The sequence below is a fragment of the Stappia sp. ES.058 genome (assembly GCF_900105595.1).
Classification (GTDB): Bacteria; Pseudomonadota; Alphaproteobacteria; order Rhizobiales; family Stappiaceae; genus Stappia.
The window spans coordinates 3,054,016-3,071,819 of the sequence record NZ_LT629784.1 but is presented as its reverse complement, the minus strand read 5'-3'; the positions used below and the strand labels follow the sequence as shown (position 1 = coordinate 3,071,819).

The window sequence follows — 17,804 nt, the reverse complement described above, 5'->3', positions numbered from 1 at the left end:
TCACGCTGCGGTAACCAAGCCGGGCGATTGAGCCCGCTCGCCTTTTGCGGATTAACCGAACCTGAGCGCCCGTGTCCGATACTCGCCGTCGAAGGGGAGTTGTCATGGGCAGAACGTTTTTCAGGCAGGAGGCGCTCGACGCGGCAACGCGGGTCGACGAGACCCAGCGCACCATGCGGGTCTCCACCGCGGTGACGCGGCTGAGCGCGGCGGCAATCGCCACAGCACTTGCCGGCGTGGTCACCTGGAGCGCCTTCGTCGACGTGCCGATCCATGTCACCGGCCACGGGGTTCTGGCGCGTTCCGGCGAGACGCTGATCTCTCCGGTGCGCGCGGCCTCTGCCGGCTATGTCGCCGAACTGCTGGTGGAAAGGGGGCAGACGGTCGCCCCCGGCGATGTGCTGTTGCGCCTGTCGCAGCCCGAGCGTACGGCCGCGCTGGAAAAGGCCAAGCGTGTGCTCGACGTTCTCGCCCGAAATGTCGAGCGCACGGAAACGCTGCGCCAGACGGATGCCGATGCGGAAAGCCGCAGCCATGCGCGGCAGTTGATCGCGCTGGGCGAGCGGATCCAGGCGCTGTCGTCCAAGAAGAACTGGCTGGAGGAGCGTCACGAGACGCTGGAGAAACTTCACGCCGACGGGATTGTCTCTCTGGAGGCCGTCTCCAACGCACGCATCGCCGCGGACGTCGCCGAAGACGATCTCGCCGCCGCGCGGGCCGAACAGGTTGCGCTTGATGTCCGCCGCGAGGAAGCGGCCTCCCAGCGCGAACGCGCGGCTCTTTCGGCGAAGCTGGAGATCGAACGGCTGCAGGCGGAGGTGGCGGCAAGCCGCGCCGCGCTCGTCGCCGGATCGACCGTCACCGCCGATGCGCCCGGCCGCGTCATCGGCATCAACACCCGTCCCGGCGCGCTGGCCTCGCCCGGCGAACCGCTTCTGGAAATCCTGGTCGACGGGGCGGCCGACGGCGACCGCGATCCGCTGGAGGCGGTCGTCTTCGTGCCGATGTCGCAGGGCAAGCGGTTGAAGCCGGACGACCGGGCGCTGCTGACGCCGGCGGACCTGCCGCTCGACCGGCACGACCGGCTGATTGCGCGAGTGGTGTCGATCTCGGAAGTGCCGGCCTCCTCGCAAAGCCTTCAGTTCGCGCTCGGCGACGACACGCTGGCAGAAAAGATCTCCGCCGGCGGGCCGACCTTCGAGGTGCGGCTCGTGATGGAACGGGCCGCGGGCGACGACACGGGCTACGCCTGGACCGGCGCACCGCCGCCCGGCGTCACGCTGACGCCCGGAACGCCGCTCAGCGCCAATGTGACGGTCGAGCGCCGGCCGCTGCTGGCGCTGGCGATCCCCGCGCTGAAGCGGTTCCTGCATCTTGAGGCTGACGACTGGACGGGGCGCCCATGATGGGGCTGGCCTCGGCAAGGGCCCGCACTGTCCTCCAGATGGAGGCGGCGGAATGCGGTGCGGCGTGTCTCGCCATGGTGCTCAGCGCCCATGGCCGGGAGATCGCGCTGGAAGACGCGCGCGAGCGCTGCGGCACCTCGCGCGACGGCGTCGACGCCGCCGCACTGGCGCGTGCCGGCGAAAGTTACGGCCTCAAGGTCAAGGCGGTGCGCCGCGAGCCGGAAGATCTGGCCAAGCTGCCGCTGCCCGCGATCCTGCACTGGAATTTCAATCATTTCGTGGTGCTGGAAGAGGTCCGGGGCGGCCGCTTCGTGCTGCTCGATCCGGCCGTCGGTCGGCGGGTGGTCGACCGGCGCGAACTCGGCGAGGCGCTGACCGGTCTCGTTCTGGTGATGGCGCCGGGCGAAGGGTTTCGCCCGGGCGGACGGCGGCCGATGGCGATCCCGGCGCTGGTGCGCCAGGCGGCCGGCTCCTGGGATGCGATGGCCATCGTCTTCGCGTGCGGGGTCGTCGGCATCGTCCCGGGCCTGATCCTGTCGGGCGCGATCCAGACCTACTCCGATTATGTGGTGACGCAGGGCCGCCGCGACTGGATGATCTTCATTCTCGTCGCGCTCGCCGTGACGCTCCTCGTGCAGGTAATGCTGGGCGCGCTGCGCGAATGGACGGTCGCCTCGCTCAAGTCGAAGATCGGCGTTGTGGTCGCCGCGCGCGCCTTCGAGCACGTCCTCTTTCTGCCCCTGTCGTTCTTCGCGCAGCGCAATGCCGGCGAGGTTGTGTCGCGCATGCGCATCGGTTCCGAGATCGGCGGCACCGTCGCCGGCCCCCTGGCGCAGATGCTGCCGAACATCGCGGTTGCCGGCGGCTATCTTGCGATCATCTGGCTCTATGACGCGGTGCTCGGTGGCATCGTCACCGCGATCGCGCTGGCCAATCTCGCGGTGCTGATCCGCCTGTCGGAACGCCTGAGCGAGGCGACGCGGTTGCAAAACGTTCTGGAAGGCACGGCGAGCGGCGTGGCGACGGCCGGCTTCATGGCGTTCGATGCGTTTCGTCTGCTCGGGCGCGAGGCGCTTTTCGGATCGCGCTGGCTGACGGCGGAAGAGGCGGCGCTCGACGCAGAACAGCGGCTCGGGCGTATTCGCACTGCGGTCAATCTCGGACCGGCGGCCGCCATGCTCCTGATCAGCATGTGTGTGCTGGGAGCGGGCGCCTTCCGGGTCATGCAGGGCGATCTGGCACTCGGCGGACTGCTGGCGTTGCAGGTGCTCGCCGGGCTCGTTGCCGCGCCGGTTGCCGCGATCGCCACGCATTATTGCGCCCTGCAGGAATCGGCCGGCGCGCTGCTTCGGCTCGACGACCTGATCGACCATGCCGCAGACACCCAGATCAATCGGCGGGCGTCGGTCCCTGCGGCCCCCGCAGGAGAGACCGGACAGGATGCGTCCGTGTTGCGCCTTGAGGGACTGTCCTTCGGGTTCGGAACGGGAACGGATCTGTTTTCCGGTCTGGATCTTGCCTTTTCGACGAACGAACTGGCCGCAATCACCGGCGTGTCGGGTGCGGGCAAATCGACGCTCGCCCGGCTCGCCGCCGGGCTCGTCGCGCCGCGCGCTGGCCGGGTGCTCTTGCGGGACCGGTCGCTTGGCGACTGGCCGCACGAGAGCCTGCGCGGGCGTCTCCAATACGTGCCGCAGGCGAGTGCGGTGATGAGCGGCACCATTCGCGACAACATCACCATGTGGGACGAGACGATCGGGCAGGACGCCATCAATGATGCGCTGGAGCTTGCCGGCGCGCAGGAAATGGTGGCTCGGGCCGGCGGGCTTTCGGCCATGCTGAGCGCCGACCGTCCGGGTCTCAGCGGCGGCGAGATTCAGCGGCTCGCGCTGGCGCGCGCATTGGCGCGCCGTCCCGAGGTTCTGGTTCTGGACGAGACGACATCCGCGCTCGACGCCCTGAGCGAGCAACGTGTTCTGGAGGGGCTGACGCGCTGCGGTGCGGCGGTGCTTCTGGTCTCGCATCGGTCCGGCTCGATCCGCCGGTGCGACCGTGTGCTTCATCTGGACGGCGCCGGCGGGGTTGCGCTTCGCGCGCACTGCGAAAACGAAAGCGCGGGTGCACAGGGCGTGGAATCGCGGGACGAGGGCAGGGCGGTCGCATGAGCAATCAAGCCGGAAACGAATTCTTCGTCCGCTCAGCCGAGCGCATCGAGACGCTCTTGAGCGATCCGCGTCCGGCGATGTCGACGCCGTCGCCGGTTCTGGTCGATGCATTGCATGCCGCGGCCGCTGCGGCGGAGGTCAAGCTGATGCCCGGCAGCGCGCTGGTGCCGGGCGAACCGGTGGCTGACTCGATCGAGCGTCTTGCGCGCGCCGCCGGCCTTCAGGTTCGCCAGGTGCGTTTAAGCGATCAGCGTATCGGTGAAAGTCCGGTGCCGATCCTGGCGCTGCGAAAACCCGCGGAGGGCGACGCACGCGAGGATGCGCCGGCCGATGCCGTCTTGTTGACGCGCAGCGGAGATCACTGGCGGGTGGCGGAGGCCGCCGGTCGCTGGAAGCCGGGGCAGGCCGGGTCCCTGGCCCTGGATGACTTCGAGCCGACCGGTTACCTCGTCCTGCCGGCCTTGCCGGACAGCAAGCTGACTGCCAAGGGTCTCCTGCGTTTCGGCCTCCCGCAGGCGCGCAAGGATCTTGCGGCGTTTTTTGCCTTCACGCTGCTTGCCGGCATGGCGGTCGCAACGCTTCCGCTTGTCACCGGCCCGCTGTTTGCGACAATCGTGCCGGAAGGCGACTTCGGCCTGCTTGCCAACATGATGGTGTTCTTCGCCGTGCTCTTCGGCGCCAATCTGCTGACCCGTTTTGCCGCCGGCATCGCCAAACTGCGGCTTGACGGACGTATCGGGTTTTTTCTGCGGGCCGCGGCGATCGACCGCGCAATCCGCATCGCCGAAGGGACCGCCTCGACCGGAGGCGACCTGCCGCCCGCGCCCATCGCCGCCCTGTCCACCCGGTCGGTGGAACGCTGGCACCGTGGCGTGTGGGGCATGGCGCTGTCCGTGATCGCGGCGCTGCTGGTCGCGCTTCCCAATATCGCCGTCGTCGCCGCAACCTCTGCCACCGGCGCGGTGGTGATCGGTGGTGTGGTTGTTGCGGTCATCCTGGCCGGCGGGCTGATCGCGCGTCGTCGCGTGCAGGCGTTGTTGAGCGGTCTGGCCGCGCCGCAAAGCTGGATGAGCACGGCCTATGAAGCCCTGACGATGATCGACACCGTGCGTGCGACCGCCTCGGAGGGCCGCGTGTTCAGCCGCTGGACCGACGGGTTTCTCTCGCTGCGCCATCGTTTCCTGAAGGCCGACCGGGTGGGGGCCGCGTCTTCCGCGCTGGAAGAAGCCGTGGAAGGGGCGTTGGTCCTGTCGGCCATCGTTGCGCTTGCGCTTGCGGGTGGCGTTGTCGCCGGGGGTGCGTCGATCTCGCTGGTGGTTGCCGCCGGCAGCATCGCCGGGGCCGTGTCTGCCGTCTTGGGGGCTTTCGGCCAGGCCACCATGCTCGGGCTTCAGTTTCGCATGATCCATCCATTGCTCGACGGCGTGCCGCGCCCGGCGATCGACGGCTGGACGCCGCCGCCGCTGAGCGGCGCGATCGAGTGTCGTGATCTCGTCTGCCGGCACCGTGCCGGTGCTCCGGCCGCGCTGGATGGTGTCAGCACTCGCATCGAGCCGGGCGAGCATATCGGTATCGCCGGCCCGTCGGGTGCGGGCAAGTCCACGCTGGTCAAGGCCCTTCTCGGCCTGATCCCGCGCGAAAGCGGGTCGGTCACCTTCGACGGCTTCGATCTCGACCGGCTCGACGACCGGCTGTTGCGCCGGCAGATCGGCATTGTCGGCCAGGGCGGGCGCCTCTTTCCCGGAACCCTGTTCGACAACATTTCCGCAGGTGCGCCGATCACGATGGCCGATGCGTGGGAGGCGGCGGGAAAGGCCGGACTCGAAGCGGATATCAAGGCATTGCCGCTTGGTTTCGGCACCCCTGTCGGCGACACCGAATGCGGCTTTTCCGGCGGTCAGATCCAGCGCATCCTCCTGGCGCGCGCCTTTGCCGCAAAGCCGAAGATCCTCATTCTCGACGAGGCGACAAGCGCGCTCGATCCCGCCCTTCAGGCCCATGTGGCCTGGGCCATCGACGAGATGGACGCGACCGTGATCAGCATCGCGCACCGCCTCGAGACGCTCAAGGCCTGCGACCGGATCCTCGTGCTCGACCGGGGTCGTGTTGCGGAATCCGGCGCCTATGAGGACCTGCTCGCCGGCGACGGATTGTTCTTCGAACTGATCGAGGCTCAGGACGCCGCATAGACCACCGTGCTTGCAGGGTTCGCCGAGTGCCGGGCGATTGAAAGTCGCAGGTTTCAGAGTTGATCCATGGGTTTGATATCGTCTCTTGTCGGACCTTTTATCCGAATGTAGCTTAAAAATTATAATACTGTTTACCCTTTGAATCCAAATACGTATTTTTTCTACAAGTTAGAAAAATCGCAAGACCTGTCACCTAGGTTTCTTCTTGCAAACAACATTTCAGAGGTGGCGGGATGAACAAGGGAATTAACAACAAGTTCGACGAGCTCGATGATGCCATTCCGCTGGAGGCCCTGGACGGGGTTTCCGGCGGCACGCGTGTGTTCTCGACGGACGATGGCGGCTGGAGCGATCCGGACCTTGGCGTTCATGCCGGCACCTCCGGTTCGACCGGCGACAGCCATGCCGGCGCCTCGGGCAGTGCCCATGTCGGCGACGGCGTCTCCGGTCATGCCGGACATGGCAGCGTCTCGGGAGCGGCGGGGGCCGGCGCCAGCGCCTCCGGCGAGGTGCATGCCCATTCCGGTCCGGCTAGCGCAGGTGCGTCCGGTGAAGCGCAGGCCGGTGCCGGCGCGTCCGGCTCCGCCCATTCCAACAGCTCCGACACCGGCGCATCGGCGTCCGCGGGCGCGTCCGCTGGCGTTTCCGGTGACGCGAGCGGCTCCGTCAGTTCGCACGGCGTATCCGCTGGCGAGAATGCCGGCGGATCGGCGACTGTCGGCGCGACCACCAGTGGCTCGGGCGATATCCAGCACGGCCACGGCTCCTACGGGGCGGGCGGATCCGGCAACGCAATGGCGGGCGCGGGCGCGGAAGCCCATGCCGGCGGCAGCGGCTCCGTTCACGGCGTCGGTTCGGGCGGCGGCTCGGGCGGTGTCGATGCCGGCGAAGTCGGCGTCGGCGGCGAGGCCCATGCGGGCTATTCGCATCACCACATCAACTTCGGCGTCGGCGGCGATCTGGCGGCCGGTCTCGGCATCCATTTCGATTTCCACTTCTCGCTCGACACGCGTCCGTTCGAGAACGCCTTCCACTTCCTGGATCATGCGTTTGGCGGGGCGGTTGCGCATGCGGCCTCCGAGGTTGGCCACGACGTCAGCCATGCGGCGCATGAGGTCGGCCATGCGGTCAGCCATGAAGCACATGCGGTGGAGCATTCCGTCAGTCATGCCGCCCACAAGGTCGGCCATGCGGTGAAGCATTTCTTCCATCACTGGTGATCGCGGACACGCGCGCGGGTCGCGTCATGCGGCCTGAATCCCATTGAAGAACTTACGGTTTCAGGAGTGAATGAGTATGACCACGGGTAAGGAAGCAGTTTCCCAGGTAAAGGATATCGTGACCGGCCTGGCCGCCGGCGGCGCATCGCTGGCCGGCTGGTCCGCCGGCGAGGCGGCGCTTCTTGGCGTCAAGGCGGAGGAGGCGACGACCGCGCGCCTCGCGCTCGGCCAGGATTTCAACGGCGCGATGGATGCCTCCATCTCTGAGGCCGAGATGGTTCTGGTGATGGACGTCTTCTGCAAGGCGATGGACGAGACCGGCGACGCGCAGACCGCGTTCGACCGGGTGGTCGCGATCAAGATGAAAGCCGCCGACGATGCACCGGGTTCGGAGACCGCGCAGAAAGTTGCGCGTGCCGCCTTCCTCGACGCCGTTCGCGGCGGCTTCGCGCCGCAGGCAGCGATGCTCAGCGCGTTCATTTCGGCTGCCGCAACCATGCGCCTGGCGGCTGCCGGAACGCACTGAGCGTCAGCCATATCGCTTTCAATACAGCGATTGAAGGGCCGGCCTTGCCGGCCCTTTTTCTTTGGTTTCGGTCTGGCTAGAGACCCCTGAGACGACCGGGTGAGAGCGTCCCGGACGGATCGAGGGCTGCGCGCAGGCGGGCGAGCACCTGCGGCCAGTCGTCGCCGGCGGTGGCGATCTCGTCGAGCGCATCCGCATCCGCCAGGCCCAGCCGATAGGGCGCAAAGCCGAGCGCATGACAGCCCCTGATCACCGCGTCATGCGCCGTCATCGCGGCCTCGTCGGCGCCGGGCACGGCGCGGTCCCAGGCAAGCGAGACATAGCCGTGCAGGGCGCGGGCGCTGACCGCCTGCAGGCCGAGCGCGGGATAGAGCGATGTGCCGGCCGCGACCGTTTCCAGCAGGTCGGCAAGCGCGCGCGCAGCGGCTCCTTCCAGCGGCAGCGCCGGGCAGACCCACAGGAAGCCGCAGCCGTCGAGATCCGGGTTTCCCGGCACCTCCGGCAGCTCCGCCTTGCCCCAATAGGCGCTCATGACGTTGTTGCCGTCGCTGAAGCCGGTGATCGGCGTTTCCTGCCGGCGGCCCTCGGCGTCGCGGTCGCTTTGGACGTTGATGTCGCGGCAGACCTTGGCGAGTTCGCTGGTGACGATCCTGACGCTCAGCTGAAGCAGGTCGGGATGGGCCGCCGCGACCACGACGGAAAGCGCCCAGTCGTCGGGCCTGGTGCCGAGGAGCCCGGCATCGGCGTGGTGGCGGCCGACCAGCGAGGAGACGCGTTTCGCACCGTTCCAGATCGCGGCCGAATGCGGCGCGACGAGACCGGCGTGGATCAGCCGGGTCAGGGTCGCGAGCGCGGCGTCCAGGCCCTCTTTCGGACCGATGTCGGCGAGGATCATGTTGGCATAGGGAAGGGTCGGCTGCAGCGCGATGCGGCCCGACAGCACGACGCCGAGGCCGGACTGGCTGAACAGCCCCTCGACCAGCGGGCCGGCCGGGCGGGCATGCAGGGCCGACAGCCGATCCTGACCAAAGCGGGCGTGTCCGGTGCGGAAGCGCTCTCCGGTGGCAAGCGCCACGTCGAGATCCCACAGCGATGCGAACCGGTCGCCCATTGGCCCGGCGCCCTCGCCGCGCTCCAGCGCGTTGGCGAGCACGCTGGCGTCGCGCGGTCCGCCGAAGGAGGGAAGGTGGAAGGCGAGCCCCTCGTCCTTCAGCCGGGCCTGCAGCGCCTCGAAGGTGACGCCGGGCTCGATGCGGGCCGTGCCGCCTGTCATGTCGACATCGAGAATACGGTCTAGCCCGGAGAGATCGAGGATCGCGGCATCGCGCGGCGGCAGCCGCGAGCCGAGGCCCCAGCTGCGGCCGCGACTGACCGGGTGGAGAGGCACGCCGTGGCTGGCGGCGCGCGCCAGAAGATCCGGCACGTCGTCGGCGGTTTCCGGCGAAAGAACCGCCAGAGGACCGGCTGCCCAAGGCAGCGTCGCCTGCGTCCATTCCGCGCCGATGGCAGTGCCGGCAACAACGCGGTTCGCCCCGATGCGGGTGCTTGCGGTCTCGAGAAAGGCGGCAAGCGCGCTCGGGTCGATGGCAGGAGGCATGGATGTCACGGAGCGCTGGTCCCTGGATGCGAGGTGCCGCGATTAGACGCGATTCGCGAGGCCTTTGCGACGGGTGCCCATGACCCCGCGGGACGGCGGCTTGTCCCCGGTCCGGGAAAGCGGAAACCCCCGGTACCGGCCCTTGCGGCAAGGCAGCGCGAGACGCGGCGATTTTTGCAAAATCGGCAATCTCAAAATCAATCTTCGCAAATTTCTTGCTTCATTTTGCAGGATTTGCAAAAGCGAACGCGAAGCCGGTCATTGCGGATCGTTCAAAAAAAGCGCGCGAGGGTGGCCCCTCACGCGCTCTTCAAAGATGCGGTCTGGCGGTGGTGTCAGCCGAGGACCTCGTTCACCGCCTCGCGGGTCTTGGCGACCACATGGAGCGCTTCCGCGCGTGTCAGGCAGAACGGCGGGGCGAAGCCGAGGATGTCGCCCTGCGGCATCGCGCGGCCGATGACGCCATGCTTGAGCAGGGCACCCGATACGAGCGCGCCGATCTTCTTGGACGGGTCGAAGAAGGTCCGGTTCGCCTTGTCTTCGACGAATTCGACCGCGCACAAGAGGCCTTCGCCGCGCACGTCGCCGACATGCTTGTGGTCGGCCAGCGCCTCGCGCATTGCGTCGTTGAAATAGGCGCCCGTCTCGCCGGCATTGGCGACGAGGTTCTGGTCGTCGATCAGCTTGAGGTTGGCGACGCCGGCGGCCGCGCCGATCGGATGGGCGGAATAGGTCCAGCCGTGGCCGATCGGGCCGTTTTCGTCGGTGCCCTGTTCCAGCACCTTCCAGACCTTGTCGGAAATGATCGAGCCGGACAGCGGCGCATAGGCGGAGGTCAGGCCCTTGGCGATGGTGATGATGTCGGCCTCGATGCCGTAGTGATCCGAGCCGAACATGGAGCCGAGACGGCCAAAGCCGGTGACGACCTCGTCGGCGATCAGCAGGATGTCGTGGCGCTTCAGCACCTCCTGGATCGCGGCCCAATAGCCGGCGGGCGGGGGCACGATGCCGCCGGTGCCGAGCGCCGGTTCGCCGATGAAGGCTGCGATGGTGTCGGCACCCTCGCGGTCGATCAGCGCTTCCAGCTCGGCGACGCAATGGGCGACGAAATCGGCCTCGCTCATGTCGAGGTCGGGTCGGCGGAAGTAGTAGGGGGCTTCCGTGTGAACAACTTGCGCCAACGGCAGGTCGAACTTCTTGTGGAAGAGCTCGAGGCCCGTCAGCGATCCGGTCATCAGGCCGGAGCCGTGGTAACCGCGCCAGCGCGAGATGATCTTCTTCTTCTGCGGCAGCCCGCGAATGTTGTTGTAGTACCAGACGAGCTTGATGTTGGTCTCGTTGGCATCCGATCCGCTCAGGCCGAAATAGACCTTCGACATGTTTTCGGGCGCACGCTCCAGCACCATGTGCGCCAGCGTGATCGAGGCCTCCGTGCCGTGGCCGACATAGGCGTGATAATAGGCAAGCTCATGCGCCTGGGCGGCGATCGCATCGGCGATCTCCTTGCGGCCATAGCCGGCGTTCACGCAATAAAGGCCGGCAAAGGCGTCGAGCAGGCGATTGCCGTCGCGGTCCTCGATGTGAACGCCATCGCCGCCGGTGATCACGCGCGTCGGGCTTTCGCCGCGCGCATGCTGCGCCAGATGGGTGGAGGGGTGGAAGAAGCTTTCGCGGTCCCACTTGCCCAGTTGATCGTTGGTCAGCATTCGATGTCTCCCTTTCGTATCCCAGGATCGCTATATGGATCCTGTAAAGAAATCATGTGTTTGGCGTATCGTACTGCATGGACCGGGCTCAAGCCCAGTCGCGGCAGACGTATTTGAGTTCCATGAAGGCCTGCATGCCGAGCGCCGCGCCCTCGCGCCCGACGCCGGACTGTTTCATGCCGCCGAAGGGGATCGGCGCGCCGGTCACTTTCGTGCGATTGACCGCGACCATGCCGTAGGTGAGGGCCCGCGTCAGCCGGTAGGTGCGTCGCGCGTCCTGGGTGTGGACATAGGCGACCAGTCCGTATTCGCTGTCGTTGGCGCGCGCAATCGCCTCGTCTTCCGTGTCGAAGGGGGTGATCGCGGCGACCGGTCCGAAGGTCTCCTCGCGCATGATCAGCGCCGCGTCGGGCACGTCGGCCAGAACCGTGGGCTGGTAGAACAACGGCCCGGCCGAATGGCGCTCGCCGCCGGCAAGCAGCGTCGCGCCGTGCTCCAGCGCATCGTTGACATGCGACACTTGTTTGGCGATCGCCGCGTCGTTCATCAACGGACCGATGTCGGGGTCGTCGAGACCGACGCCGACGCTCAGCGCCCGGGCACGTTCGGTGAAGAGCTCACAGAAGCGCTTGTAGAGCGGGCGGGCGACATAGAAGCGGTTGGCGCCGAGACAGTCCTGGCCGGAGGTGGCGAACTTGGCCTTGATCGCCTCGTCGACCGCGCGGTCGAGATCCGCATCGGCGAAGACGATGAAGGGTGCGTGGCCGCCAAGTTCCAGCACCATGCGTTTCACGGTTGCCGCGCATTGACGGTAGATCAGCCGGCCGATCTCGGTGGAGCCGGTGAAGGAGACGGCGCGCACGCGGGCGTCCGCCGCCCAGGCGCCGACAATGGTTGCCGCATCGCCGGTGACGACGTTGAAGACGCCGGCGGGGAAGCCCGCGCGCTCGGCAAGTTCGGCGAGCGCCAGCCCCGAGAACGGGGTTTCATGCGAGGGATGGATCAGCACCGTGCAGCCGGCGGCAAGGGCGGCTGCCGCCTTGCGGGTGATCATCGCGCACGGGAAGTTCCAGGGCGTGACAAGCGCCGCGACGCCGACGGGTTCCAGCCAGACTTCCATCTCCGCGTCGGGAAGATGCGAGGTCACGCTTTCGATGTTCGGGCGCTTGGCTTCCTCGGCATAGAATTCCGCGAAGGAGGCGGCATAGTCGATCTCGCCACGGGCTTCGGAAATCGGCTTGCCCTGTTCCAGCGTCATCAGCCGGGCGAGGTCTTCCTTGTGCTCCATGATCAGCTCGAACCAGCGGCGCAGGATATGCGAGCGGGCTTGCGGAAGGGTCAGGGACCAGTCGGCGAAGGCTGAATGGGCGACGCTGACGGCCTCTGCGCTCTGGTCGGCGGTAAGGCTCGCGACCTCGCCTAGACGCTCGCCGTCGGCGGGATTGCGCACGGCGATGGTTTCGCCCGTTTCGCCGGCGATCCACCGGCCGCCGACATAGGCGAACTGTCGCATCAAACGTGCGTCATGAAGCGAGGGTCGCGTGTGGCCGGTTTCCGTTCCCGTCTTGATCATGGCGCCGAACTCCCTGTTGGCGATCGCGTGGTTGACGACAGGATGGGCGCGCACGCGCAGACGATGCATCTGAACTGGCCGGGCATGCCAGACGATCCGTCTTTTTTGAAACGCTTTCGCAGGCCGATCAGTCTGTTGGGCCGGCGATCAGAATCTCCAGCGGCGGGATGCCGGAGGATTTCACGTCCTTTGTGACGATGTAGGTGTAGTAGCGCGCCAGCCCCAGACCGCGATCGAGCAGGCGATCGATCAGCCGCTGATAACTGTCGACGTCGCGGGTGACGATCTGCATGAGATAGTCGAACCCGCCACCAAGCGCCCAGCAGTGGAGGATCTCGTCCTGGCTTTCCACCATCTGCTCGAACAGCTGAAAGGCGCCGGCGCTGTGATTGTCGAGTTCCAGCGTGACGAAGATGGTGACATGCGGCGCGGTTTTCTTCAGCGCGATGCGGGCGCTGTAGCCTTCGATGATGCCGGCCTTTTCCAGCCGCTTCAACCGCTCCCAGCAGGGCGTCGGGCTCAGGTTGATGCGGCGCGCGAGGTCGGCCTTCGACAGCCGGCCTTCGCGGCAGAGCACTTTCAGGATGGCGAGGTCACGATCATCGAGACGGAGCATCAAACGGTCATAGCGCCAGCCACCCCTGCCTGTCCATCTTGCTGCCGCCCCGGATCACGCGTTGATGATGGTTCCGATGCCGGCGCCTCTATCCATGTTCCGGCAAAGCGCAAAGACATGGGTTGCAATCGCGGTGTCCTGAGCGCCGGTGCCGGTGAGGTCGCAGATCGTCACGTCGGAGGGCGCGCGCCGTCCCGTCCGCGCGCCGGCGATCACCTCGCCCAGTTCCGCCGGCGTCTCCTGCAAGAGCAGGCCGGCGGCCCGCGCGCTGCGCAATTCGCCGAGTTTCTCGCATTGGCTCACCCGGTCGCAGACATAGGCATCGGCGCGGGCGAGGGCCAACGGCTCGATCTCGTTCTTGGCGTTCTGGTCGGACCCCATGGCGGTGATGTGAAGACCCGGGTGCAGCCAGTCGGCCAGAAAGACAGGGTCGCGCGCCGGCGTCGTGGTGACGACGAGTTGGCTTTGCGCGACCGCGCTTGCGGGATCATCGGTGGCGGATGCCCCGACGCCGAGCATGGCGGCGATGTCGCGGGCACAGGCTTGCGCCTTTTGCGGATCGCGTCCCCAGACGAAGACGCGCGAGAACGGGCGCACCAGACGGGCGGCGGCGACCTGGAGCCTTGCCTGCACACCGGTGCCGAAGACCGTGACCGTCTCCACCGTCTCCGGCGCCATGTGACGGGCCGCGACGGCACCGGCGGCGGCCGTGCGAATGTCGGTGAGATAGCCGTTGTCGAGAAAGAGCGCCTCGACCAGACCGGTCCTGGCCGAAAACAGGATCATCAACCCGTTGAGGCTGGGAAGCCCAAGCGCCGGATTGTCGAAGAAGCCGGGGCTGACCTTGATGGCGAAGCCGTCGAAGCCCGGGATATAGGCGGTCTTGACGTCGACCTCGCCGTTGACCATCGGCAGGTCCATCGAGAGGATCGGGGGCATCACCACATCGCCTGTTGCAAGCGCTGCAAATGCGCGCTCCACGACATCGACGGCGGCGAGATCGAGCGGCACGGCCGCGCGCAGTTCCGCTTCGGTTGCGATCAGGATGTCATGCGGCATAGGGGCGTCCCTTTATCCGGAGGTCGCCGAGCGTCACGTCCTTGCCCGTCACCACGCGGGTGAAGACCTCCATGTCGACGTTTCGCCCCGTGATGATGGTGGCGAGCGGGCCTTTCGACGTCGGCAGCTTGCCGGCCATGAGGGCCGCGATGCCGACGACGCAGGCGCCTTCGGCGACAAGGCGTTCCTCGAAATAGAGCGCCTGCATGGCGCGGTAGATCTCTTCCTCGCTGACCAGCACGATGTCGTCGAGAAGTTTGCTGCACAGCGCGAAGGACAGGCGGTTGTCCAGCCCGATGCCGCCGCCAAGCGAATCGGCAAGGCTTTCGACCTCCTCGACCTCGACCGGATGACCGGCCTGGATCGAGGCGTGCATGGCCGCGCCGCGCTCCATCGAGATGCCGATGACCCGGATCGCGGGATTGATCGCCTTGGCCGCCAGCGCGACACCGGCGGCGAGACCGCCGCCGGAGAGGGGCATGAGGATCGTGTCGAGATCGGGTGCGTCTTCCAGCAGTTCCAGTCCGATGGTGCCCTGGCCGGCGATCACATGCGGATCGTCGAAGGGCGAGATTTCGACAAGTCCTTCTTCTTGCGCAAGCCGCCTGCTTTCGGCAAGCGCGTCGTCCTGGCTGCGACCGGTGATGCGCACCTCGGCCCCCAGCGCGCGGATGCCGTCGACCTTGGTTTGCGGCACCAGCGCGGACATGCAGACGACCGCCTTCAGGCCGCGCGCCCGCGCCGCATAGGCGACGCCGCGACCGTGGTTGCCGGTGGAACAGCAGGTCACGCCCGTCGTGCCTTTCGGCAGATGGGCGAGCGCGTTGAGCGCGCCGCGCAGCTTGAAGGCGCCGATCGGCTGGGTGGTTTCCAGCTTGAGCAAAAAGGGCTGGCCGGCATGGGCCGCGAAGGCCGGCGCGGGCACCAGCGGCGTACGGGTCGCCGTGCCGGCGATGACACGGGCGGCGGAGAGGATATCGCTCAGATGCACGTTGGTCCTGCCTTGTCGGCGGGTTTTCCGTCACCGCGCAGGCGAGCACGCGGCGCTGCCTGCGTCAATCCTGTCAGGCCGCATTCAAAGCGCGCAAAGGCGACACAAACGAAAAACCCCCTGTCCAAACACAGCACAGCGTGTGTACAACGCGAATCAGGCCAATCTTTTACCAGATTGCACACAGGGGGAGTTATGACGGCGTCCGAACTACCGTTTTCCGCAGCTGAGTTCTCGCGTCGTCTGGAAAAAGTGCGCGCCGCCATGCGCGAGAATGACATTGACATTCTCTTCGTCGAGGACCCGTCCAACATGGCCTGGCTGACCGGCTATGACGGATGGTCGTTCTACGTTCACCAGGGCGTTCTGGTGTTTCACGACGCGGAGCCGATTTGGTGGGGACGGCTGCAGGACGCCAATGGCGCGGTTCGCACCGTGTGGATGGACGACGAGCGGGTCTCCGGCTATCCCGATTTCTATGTTCAGTCGACGCTGCGTCACCCGATGGAAACGCTGGCGGCGATCATTCGCAGCTACGGTTACGACGACAAGCGTATCGGCGTGGAGCTGGAAAACTACTATTTTACGGCCAAGGCATATCTGACGCTGCAAAGCGAGCTTCCGGAAGCGGACTTCGTCGATGCGACCGCGCTGGTCAACTGGCAACGGGCGGTGAAGTCCGACGAGGAGATCGTCTTCATGCGCCGCGCGGCACGGATCTCGGAAAAGATCATCGACGGCATCGTCGAGCGCATCCGGCCCGGCATGCGCAAGACCGACCTGGTCGCCGACATCTATGCCGATGCAATCCGCGGCACCGAGGACGCCTGGGGCGACTATCCGGCGATCGTTCCCCTGCTGCCGAGCGGATCGGATGCGGCTGCCCCGCATCTGACGTGGGACGGGCGGCTGATCGAGGCGGAAAGCGCCACGTTCTTCGAGATCGCCGGCTGCTATCGCCGCTATCATGCGCCGTTTTGCCGGACTGTCTATCTCGGCAAGCCGCCGCAATATCTGCTGGACGCGGAGATGGCGCTGGTGGAAGGGCTCGAGGCCGGCCTGGATGCCGCGCGCGCCGGCAACACCGCCGCCGACATCGCCGAGGCGCTCGGCGCGCCGCTGACGCGGGCCGGCATCGAACGCTCCGCGCGCTGCGGCTATCCAATCGGCGTGAGCTATCCGCCGGACTGGGGCGAGCGCACGATCTCCTTGCGCGCCGACGACGAGACGGTGCTGGAAGCCGGCATGACGTTTCATTTCATGCCGGGTCTCTGGATGGATTCCTGGGGGATGGAGATCACCGAGAGCATCCTGATCAAGCCGGAAGGTGCGGCCGAGTGCCTGTGCAAGCGGCCGCGGGAGCTTATCGTCAAGATCTGAAGGTTCGAGACGAGAGGCCGTATTCACGGCCGGAAACCATGGCCAGAACCAGGGGAGTGCCCGATGGCCCTGATCGATGACACGCACGACATTCTCGCCGACCTGATCGCCTTTCCGACCGTGTCCAGCGACAGCAATCTGGAACTGATCGCCTATGCTGCGGATTACCTCGGCGAACTGGGCGCGCGCACCCATGTGATGATCGATCACACCGGTCACAAGGCCAATCTCTTCGCAACGCTTGGTCCGGAAGTCGACGGTGGCATCGTGCTGTCCGGCCACAGCGACGTGGTGCCGGTGGAGGATCAGGACTGGTCGTCCGACCCCTTCCGCTTGCGCGAGGCCGACGGGCTGCTCTACGGGCGCGGCAGTTGCGACATGAAGGGGTTCATCGCCGCCTCTATGGCCGTTGCACCGCGCTATGCCGCGCAAAAGCTCACCCGGCCGCTGCATTTTTCCTTCACGTTCGACGAGGAGGTGGGATGTCTCGGCGCCCGCCAGCTCGTCGACGATCTCGCGCGGCTGGAACTGCGCCCGTCTGTGGCGATCATCGGTGAACCGACCGAGATGCGCATTATCGAGGGCCACAAGGGATGCTGCGAATACACCACACGCTTCACCGGATTTGAAGGACATGCGTCGGCCCCGGATGCGGGCGTCAATGCCGTTGAATATGCCGTGCGCTACGTTGCGCGACTGATGGAGCTGCGCGAGGCGCTGAAGGCGCGCGCGCCGGCCGCGAGCCGGTTCGACCCGCCCTGGACGACGGTGCAGGTCGGGCGTCTCACCGGCGGTGTCGCGCATAATGTCATTCCCGGCCATTGCAGTGTCGACTGGGAAATGCGGCCCGTGACGGAGGCCGACCGCCTGTTCGTGCGTTCGCGCATCGAAGCCTACGTGGCCGATGAATTGCTGCCGGCGATGCGGGCCGTTTCCGCGGATGCGGATATTGTCACGGAGGTGATCGGCGAGGTCGCGGGGCTTGAGCCCGTCGACGACAACGAGGCGCGGCGCATCGTTGCCGAACTCACGGGCGCCAATGGCGCCGATGTGGTTGCCTTCGGCACGGAAGCCGGGCTGTTTCAGGCGTTCGGCATGTCGGCGGTCGTCTGCGGACCCGGATCGATCGCCCAGGCACACAAGCCGGACGAATTCGTCAGCCGCGACCAGCTTCAGTCCTGCCTCGACATGCTGTGCGGCCTGGAGCGCAAGCTGACCGCCTGATGCGCGTGCCCGGGCCTGGCGGGTCAGGCCGGGTTGCCGGCGAGTGTCGAAGCGGGGACTGCGGCATTGCTTCGCCCATGAATGCAACCTTGGCGCGTTTTTTGTTTGATTGAACTTTTCTAGTGTTTCTGACTACACTTTTAAGGTGTGGC

Annotated in this window: 13 protein-coding genes; 7 read left to right on the top strand and 6 right to left on the bottom strand. The window is 66.6% G+C overall.

Annotation, left to right across the window (positions count from 1 at the left end; all coding sequences use genetic code 11):
- Positions 1–104 precede the first annotated feature (104 nt).
- The 5 genes from BLU32_RS14290 to BLU32_RS14270 all read left to right on the top strand — a co-directional run bounded on the left by BLU32_RS14290 (position 105) and on the right by BLU32_RS14270 (position 7,506).
- On the top strand, positions 105–1,406 hold the full coding sequence (locus BLU32_RS14290) for an NHLP bacteriocin system secretion protein (RefSeq protein WP_093808019.1): 1,302 nt from the start codon (positions 105–107) through the stop codon (positions 1,404–1,406).
- The gene (locus BLU32_RS14285) at positions 1,403–3,571 is read left to right on the top strand and encodes a cysteine peptidase family C39 domain-containing protein (RefSeq protein WP_093808017.1); all 2,169 of its coding nucleotides are present in this window, start codon (positions 1,403–1,405) and stop codon (positions 3,569–3,571) included. The genes BLU32_RS14290 and BLU32_RS14285 overlap by 4 nt, the downstream gene beginning before the upstream one ends.
- Positions 3,568–5,760, top strand: a complete 2,193-nt coding sequence (locus tag BLU32_RS14280) for an ATP-binding cassette domain-containing protein (protein ID WP_093808015.1) — start codon at positions 3,568–3,570, stop codon at positions 5,758–5,760. The genes BLU32_RS14285 and BLU32_RS14280 overlap by 4 nt, the downstream gene beginning before the upstream one ends.
- A gap of 233 nt (positions 5,761–5,993) precedes the next feature.
- A complete protein-coding gene (locus BLU32_RS14275) occupies positions 5,994–6,980 on the top strand; it encodes a hypothetical protein (protein ID WP_093808013.1) in 987 nt (328 codons plus the stop codon).
- A 76-nt stretch (positions 6,981–7,056) separates the two neighbouring features.
- The gene (locus tag BLU32_RS14270; protein WP_093808011.1) at positions 7,057–7,506 is read left to right on the top strand and encodes a hypothetical protein; all 450 of its coding nucleotides are present in this window, start codon (positions 7,057–7,059) and stop codon (positions 7,504–7,506) included.
- Positions 7,507–7,582: 76 nt separating this feature from the next.
- On the opposite strand, the gene BLU32_RS14265 is transcribed toward BLU32_RS14270, so the two are convergent.
- From BLU32_RS14265 to eutB, 6 genes are all read right to left on the bottom strand, one after another.
- A complete protein-coding gene (locus BLU32_RS14265) occupies positions 7,583–9,103 on the bottom strand; it encodes an FAD-binding oxidoreductase (RefSeq protein ID WP_093808009.1) in 1,521 nt (506 codons plus the stop codon).
- Positions 9,104–9,438: 335 nt separating this feature from the next.
- Positions 9,439–10,809: an aspartate aminotransferase family protein gene (locus BLU32_RS14260; protein ID WP_093808007.1), complete on the bottom strand. Its 1,371-nt coding sequence runs from the start codon at positions 10,807–10,809 to the stop codon at positions 9,439–9,441.
- An 88-nt stretch (positions 10,810–10,897) separates the two neighbouring features.
- Positions 10,898–12,382 carry an NAD-dependent succinate-semialdehyde dehydrogenase gene (locus BLU32_RS14255; protein ID WP_093811066.1) on the bottom strand — a complete coding sequence of 495 codons (1,485 nt, stop codon included), beginning with the start codon at positions 12,380–12,382 and terminating at the stop codon, positions 10,898–10,900.
- 127 nt (positions 12,383–12,509) lie between these two features.
- The gene (locus BLU32_RS14250) at positions 12,510–12,998 is read right to left on the bottom strand and encodes an Lrp/AsnC family transcriptional regulator (protein ID WP_093808005.1); all 489 of its coding nucleotides are present in this window, start codon (positions 12,996–12,998) and stop codon (positions 12,510–12,512) included.
- A gap of 54 nt (positions 12,999–13,052) precedes the next feature.
- Positions 13,053–14,057, bottom strand: coding sequence for a cyclodeaminase (locus BLU32_RS14245; protein ID WP_093808003.1), 1,005 nt, complete (start codon positions 14,055–14,057; stop codon positions 13,053–13,055).
- The gene (eutB, locus tag BLU32_RS14240; RefSeq protein ID WP_093808001.1) at positions 14,047–15,048 is read right to left on the bottom strand and encodes a hydroxyectoine utilization dehydratase EutB; all 1,002 of its coding nucleotides are present in this window, start codon (positions 15,046–15,048) and stop codon (positions 14,047–14,049) included. The genes BLU32_RS14245 and eutB overlap by 11 nt, the downstream gene beginning before the upstream one ends.
- Before the next feature lie 195 nt (positions 15,049–15,243).
- On the opposite strand from eutB, the gene doeA reads away from it, so the two are divergent.
- Positions 15,244–16,428 carry an ectoine hydrolase DoeA gene (gene doeA, locus BLU32_RS14235; RefSeq protein WP_093807999.1) on the top strand — a complete coding sequence of 395 codons (1,185 nt, stop codon included), beginning with the start codon at positions 15,244–15,246 and terminating at the stop codon, positions 16,426–16,428.
- A gap of 63 nt (positions 16,429–16,491) precedes the next feature.
- Positions 16,492–17,652, top strand: a complete 1,161-nt coding sequence (argE, locus tag BLU32_RS14230; RefSeq protein ID WP_093807997.1) for an acetylornithine deacetylase — start codon at positions 16,492–16,494, stop codon at positions 17,650–17,652.
- Positions 17,653–17,804: the final 152 nt, after the last annotated feature.

What these genes read in the sequence shown, in the direction of transcription:
- BLU32_RS14290 (WP_093808019.1), top strand. Translation starts at nt 105, where the DNA reads ATGGGCAGAACGTTTTTCAGGCAGGAGGCGCTCGACGCGGCAACGCGG.
- BLU32_RS14285 (WP_093808017.1), top strand. Translation starts at nt 1,403, where the DNA reads ATGATGGGGCTGGCCTCGGCAAGGGCCCGCACTGTCCTCCAGATGGAG.
- BLU32_RS14280 (WP_093808015.1), top strand. Translation starts at nt 3,568, where the DNA reads ATGAGCAATCAAGCCGGAAACGAATTCTTCGTCCGCTCAGCCGAGCGC.
- BLU32_RS14275 (WP_093808013.1), top strand. Translation starts at nt 5,994, where the DNA reads ATGAACAAGGGAATTAACAACAAGTTCGACGAGCTCGATGATGCCATT.
- BLU32_RS14270 (WP_093808011.1), top strand. Translation starts at nt 7,057, where the DNA reads ATGACCACGGGTAAGGAAGCAGTTTCCCAGGTAAAGGATATCGTGACC.
- BLU32_RS14265 (WP_093808009.1), bottom strand. Translation starts at nt 9,103, where the DNA reads ATGCCTCCTGCCATCGACCCGAGCGCGCTTGCCGCCTTTCTCGAGACC.
- BLU32_RS14260 (WP_093808007.1), bottom strand. Translation starts at nt 10,809, where the DNA reads ATGCTGACCAACGATCAACTGGGCAAGTGGGACCGCGAAAGCTTCTTC.
- BLU32_RS14255 (WP_093811066.1), bottom strand. Translation starts at nt 12,382, where the DNA reads ATGATCAAGACGGGAACGGAAACCGGCCACACGCGACCCTCGCTTCAT.
- BLU32_RS14250 (WP_093808005.1), bottom strand. Translation starts at nt 12,998, where the DNA reads ATGCTCCGTCTCGATGATCGTGACCTCGCCATCCTGAAAGTGCTCTGC.
- BLU32_RS14245 (WP_093808003.1), bottom strand. Translation starts at nt 14,057, where the DNA reads ATGCCGCATGACATCCTGATCGCAACCGAAGCGGAACTGCGCGCGGCC.
- doeA (WP_093807999.1), top strand. Translation starts at nt 15,244, where the DNA reads ATGACGGCGTCCGAACTACCGTTTTCCGCAGCTGAGTTCTCGCGTCGT.
- argE (WP_093807997.1), top strand. Translation starts at nt 16,492, where the DNA reads ATGGCCCTGATCGATGACACGCACGACATTCTCGCCGACCTGATCGCC.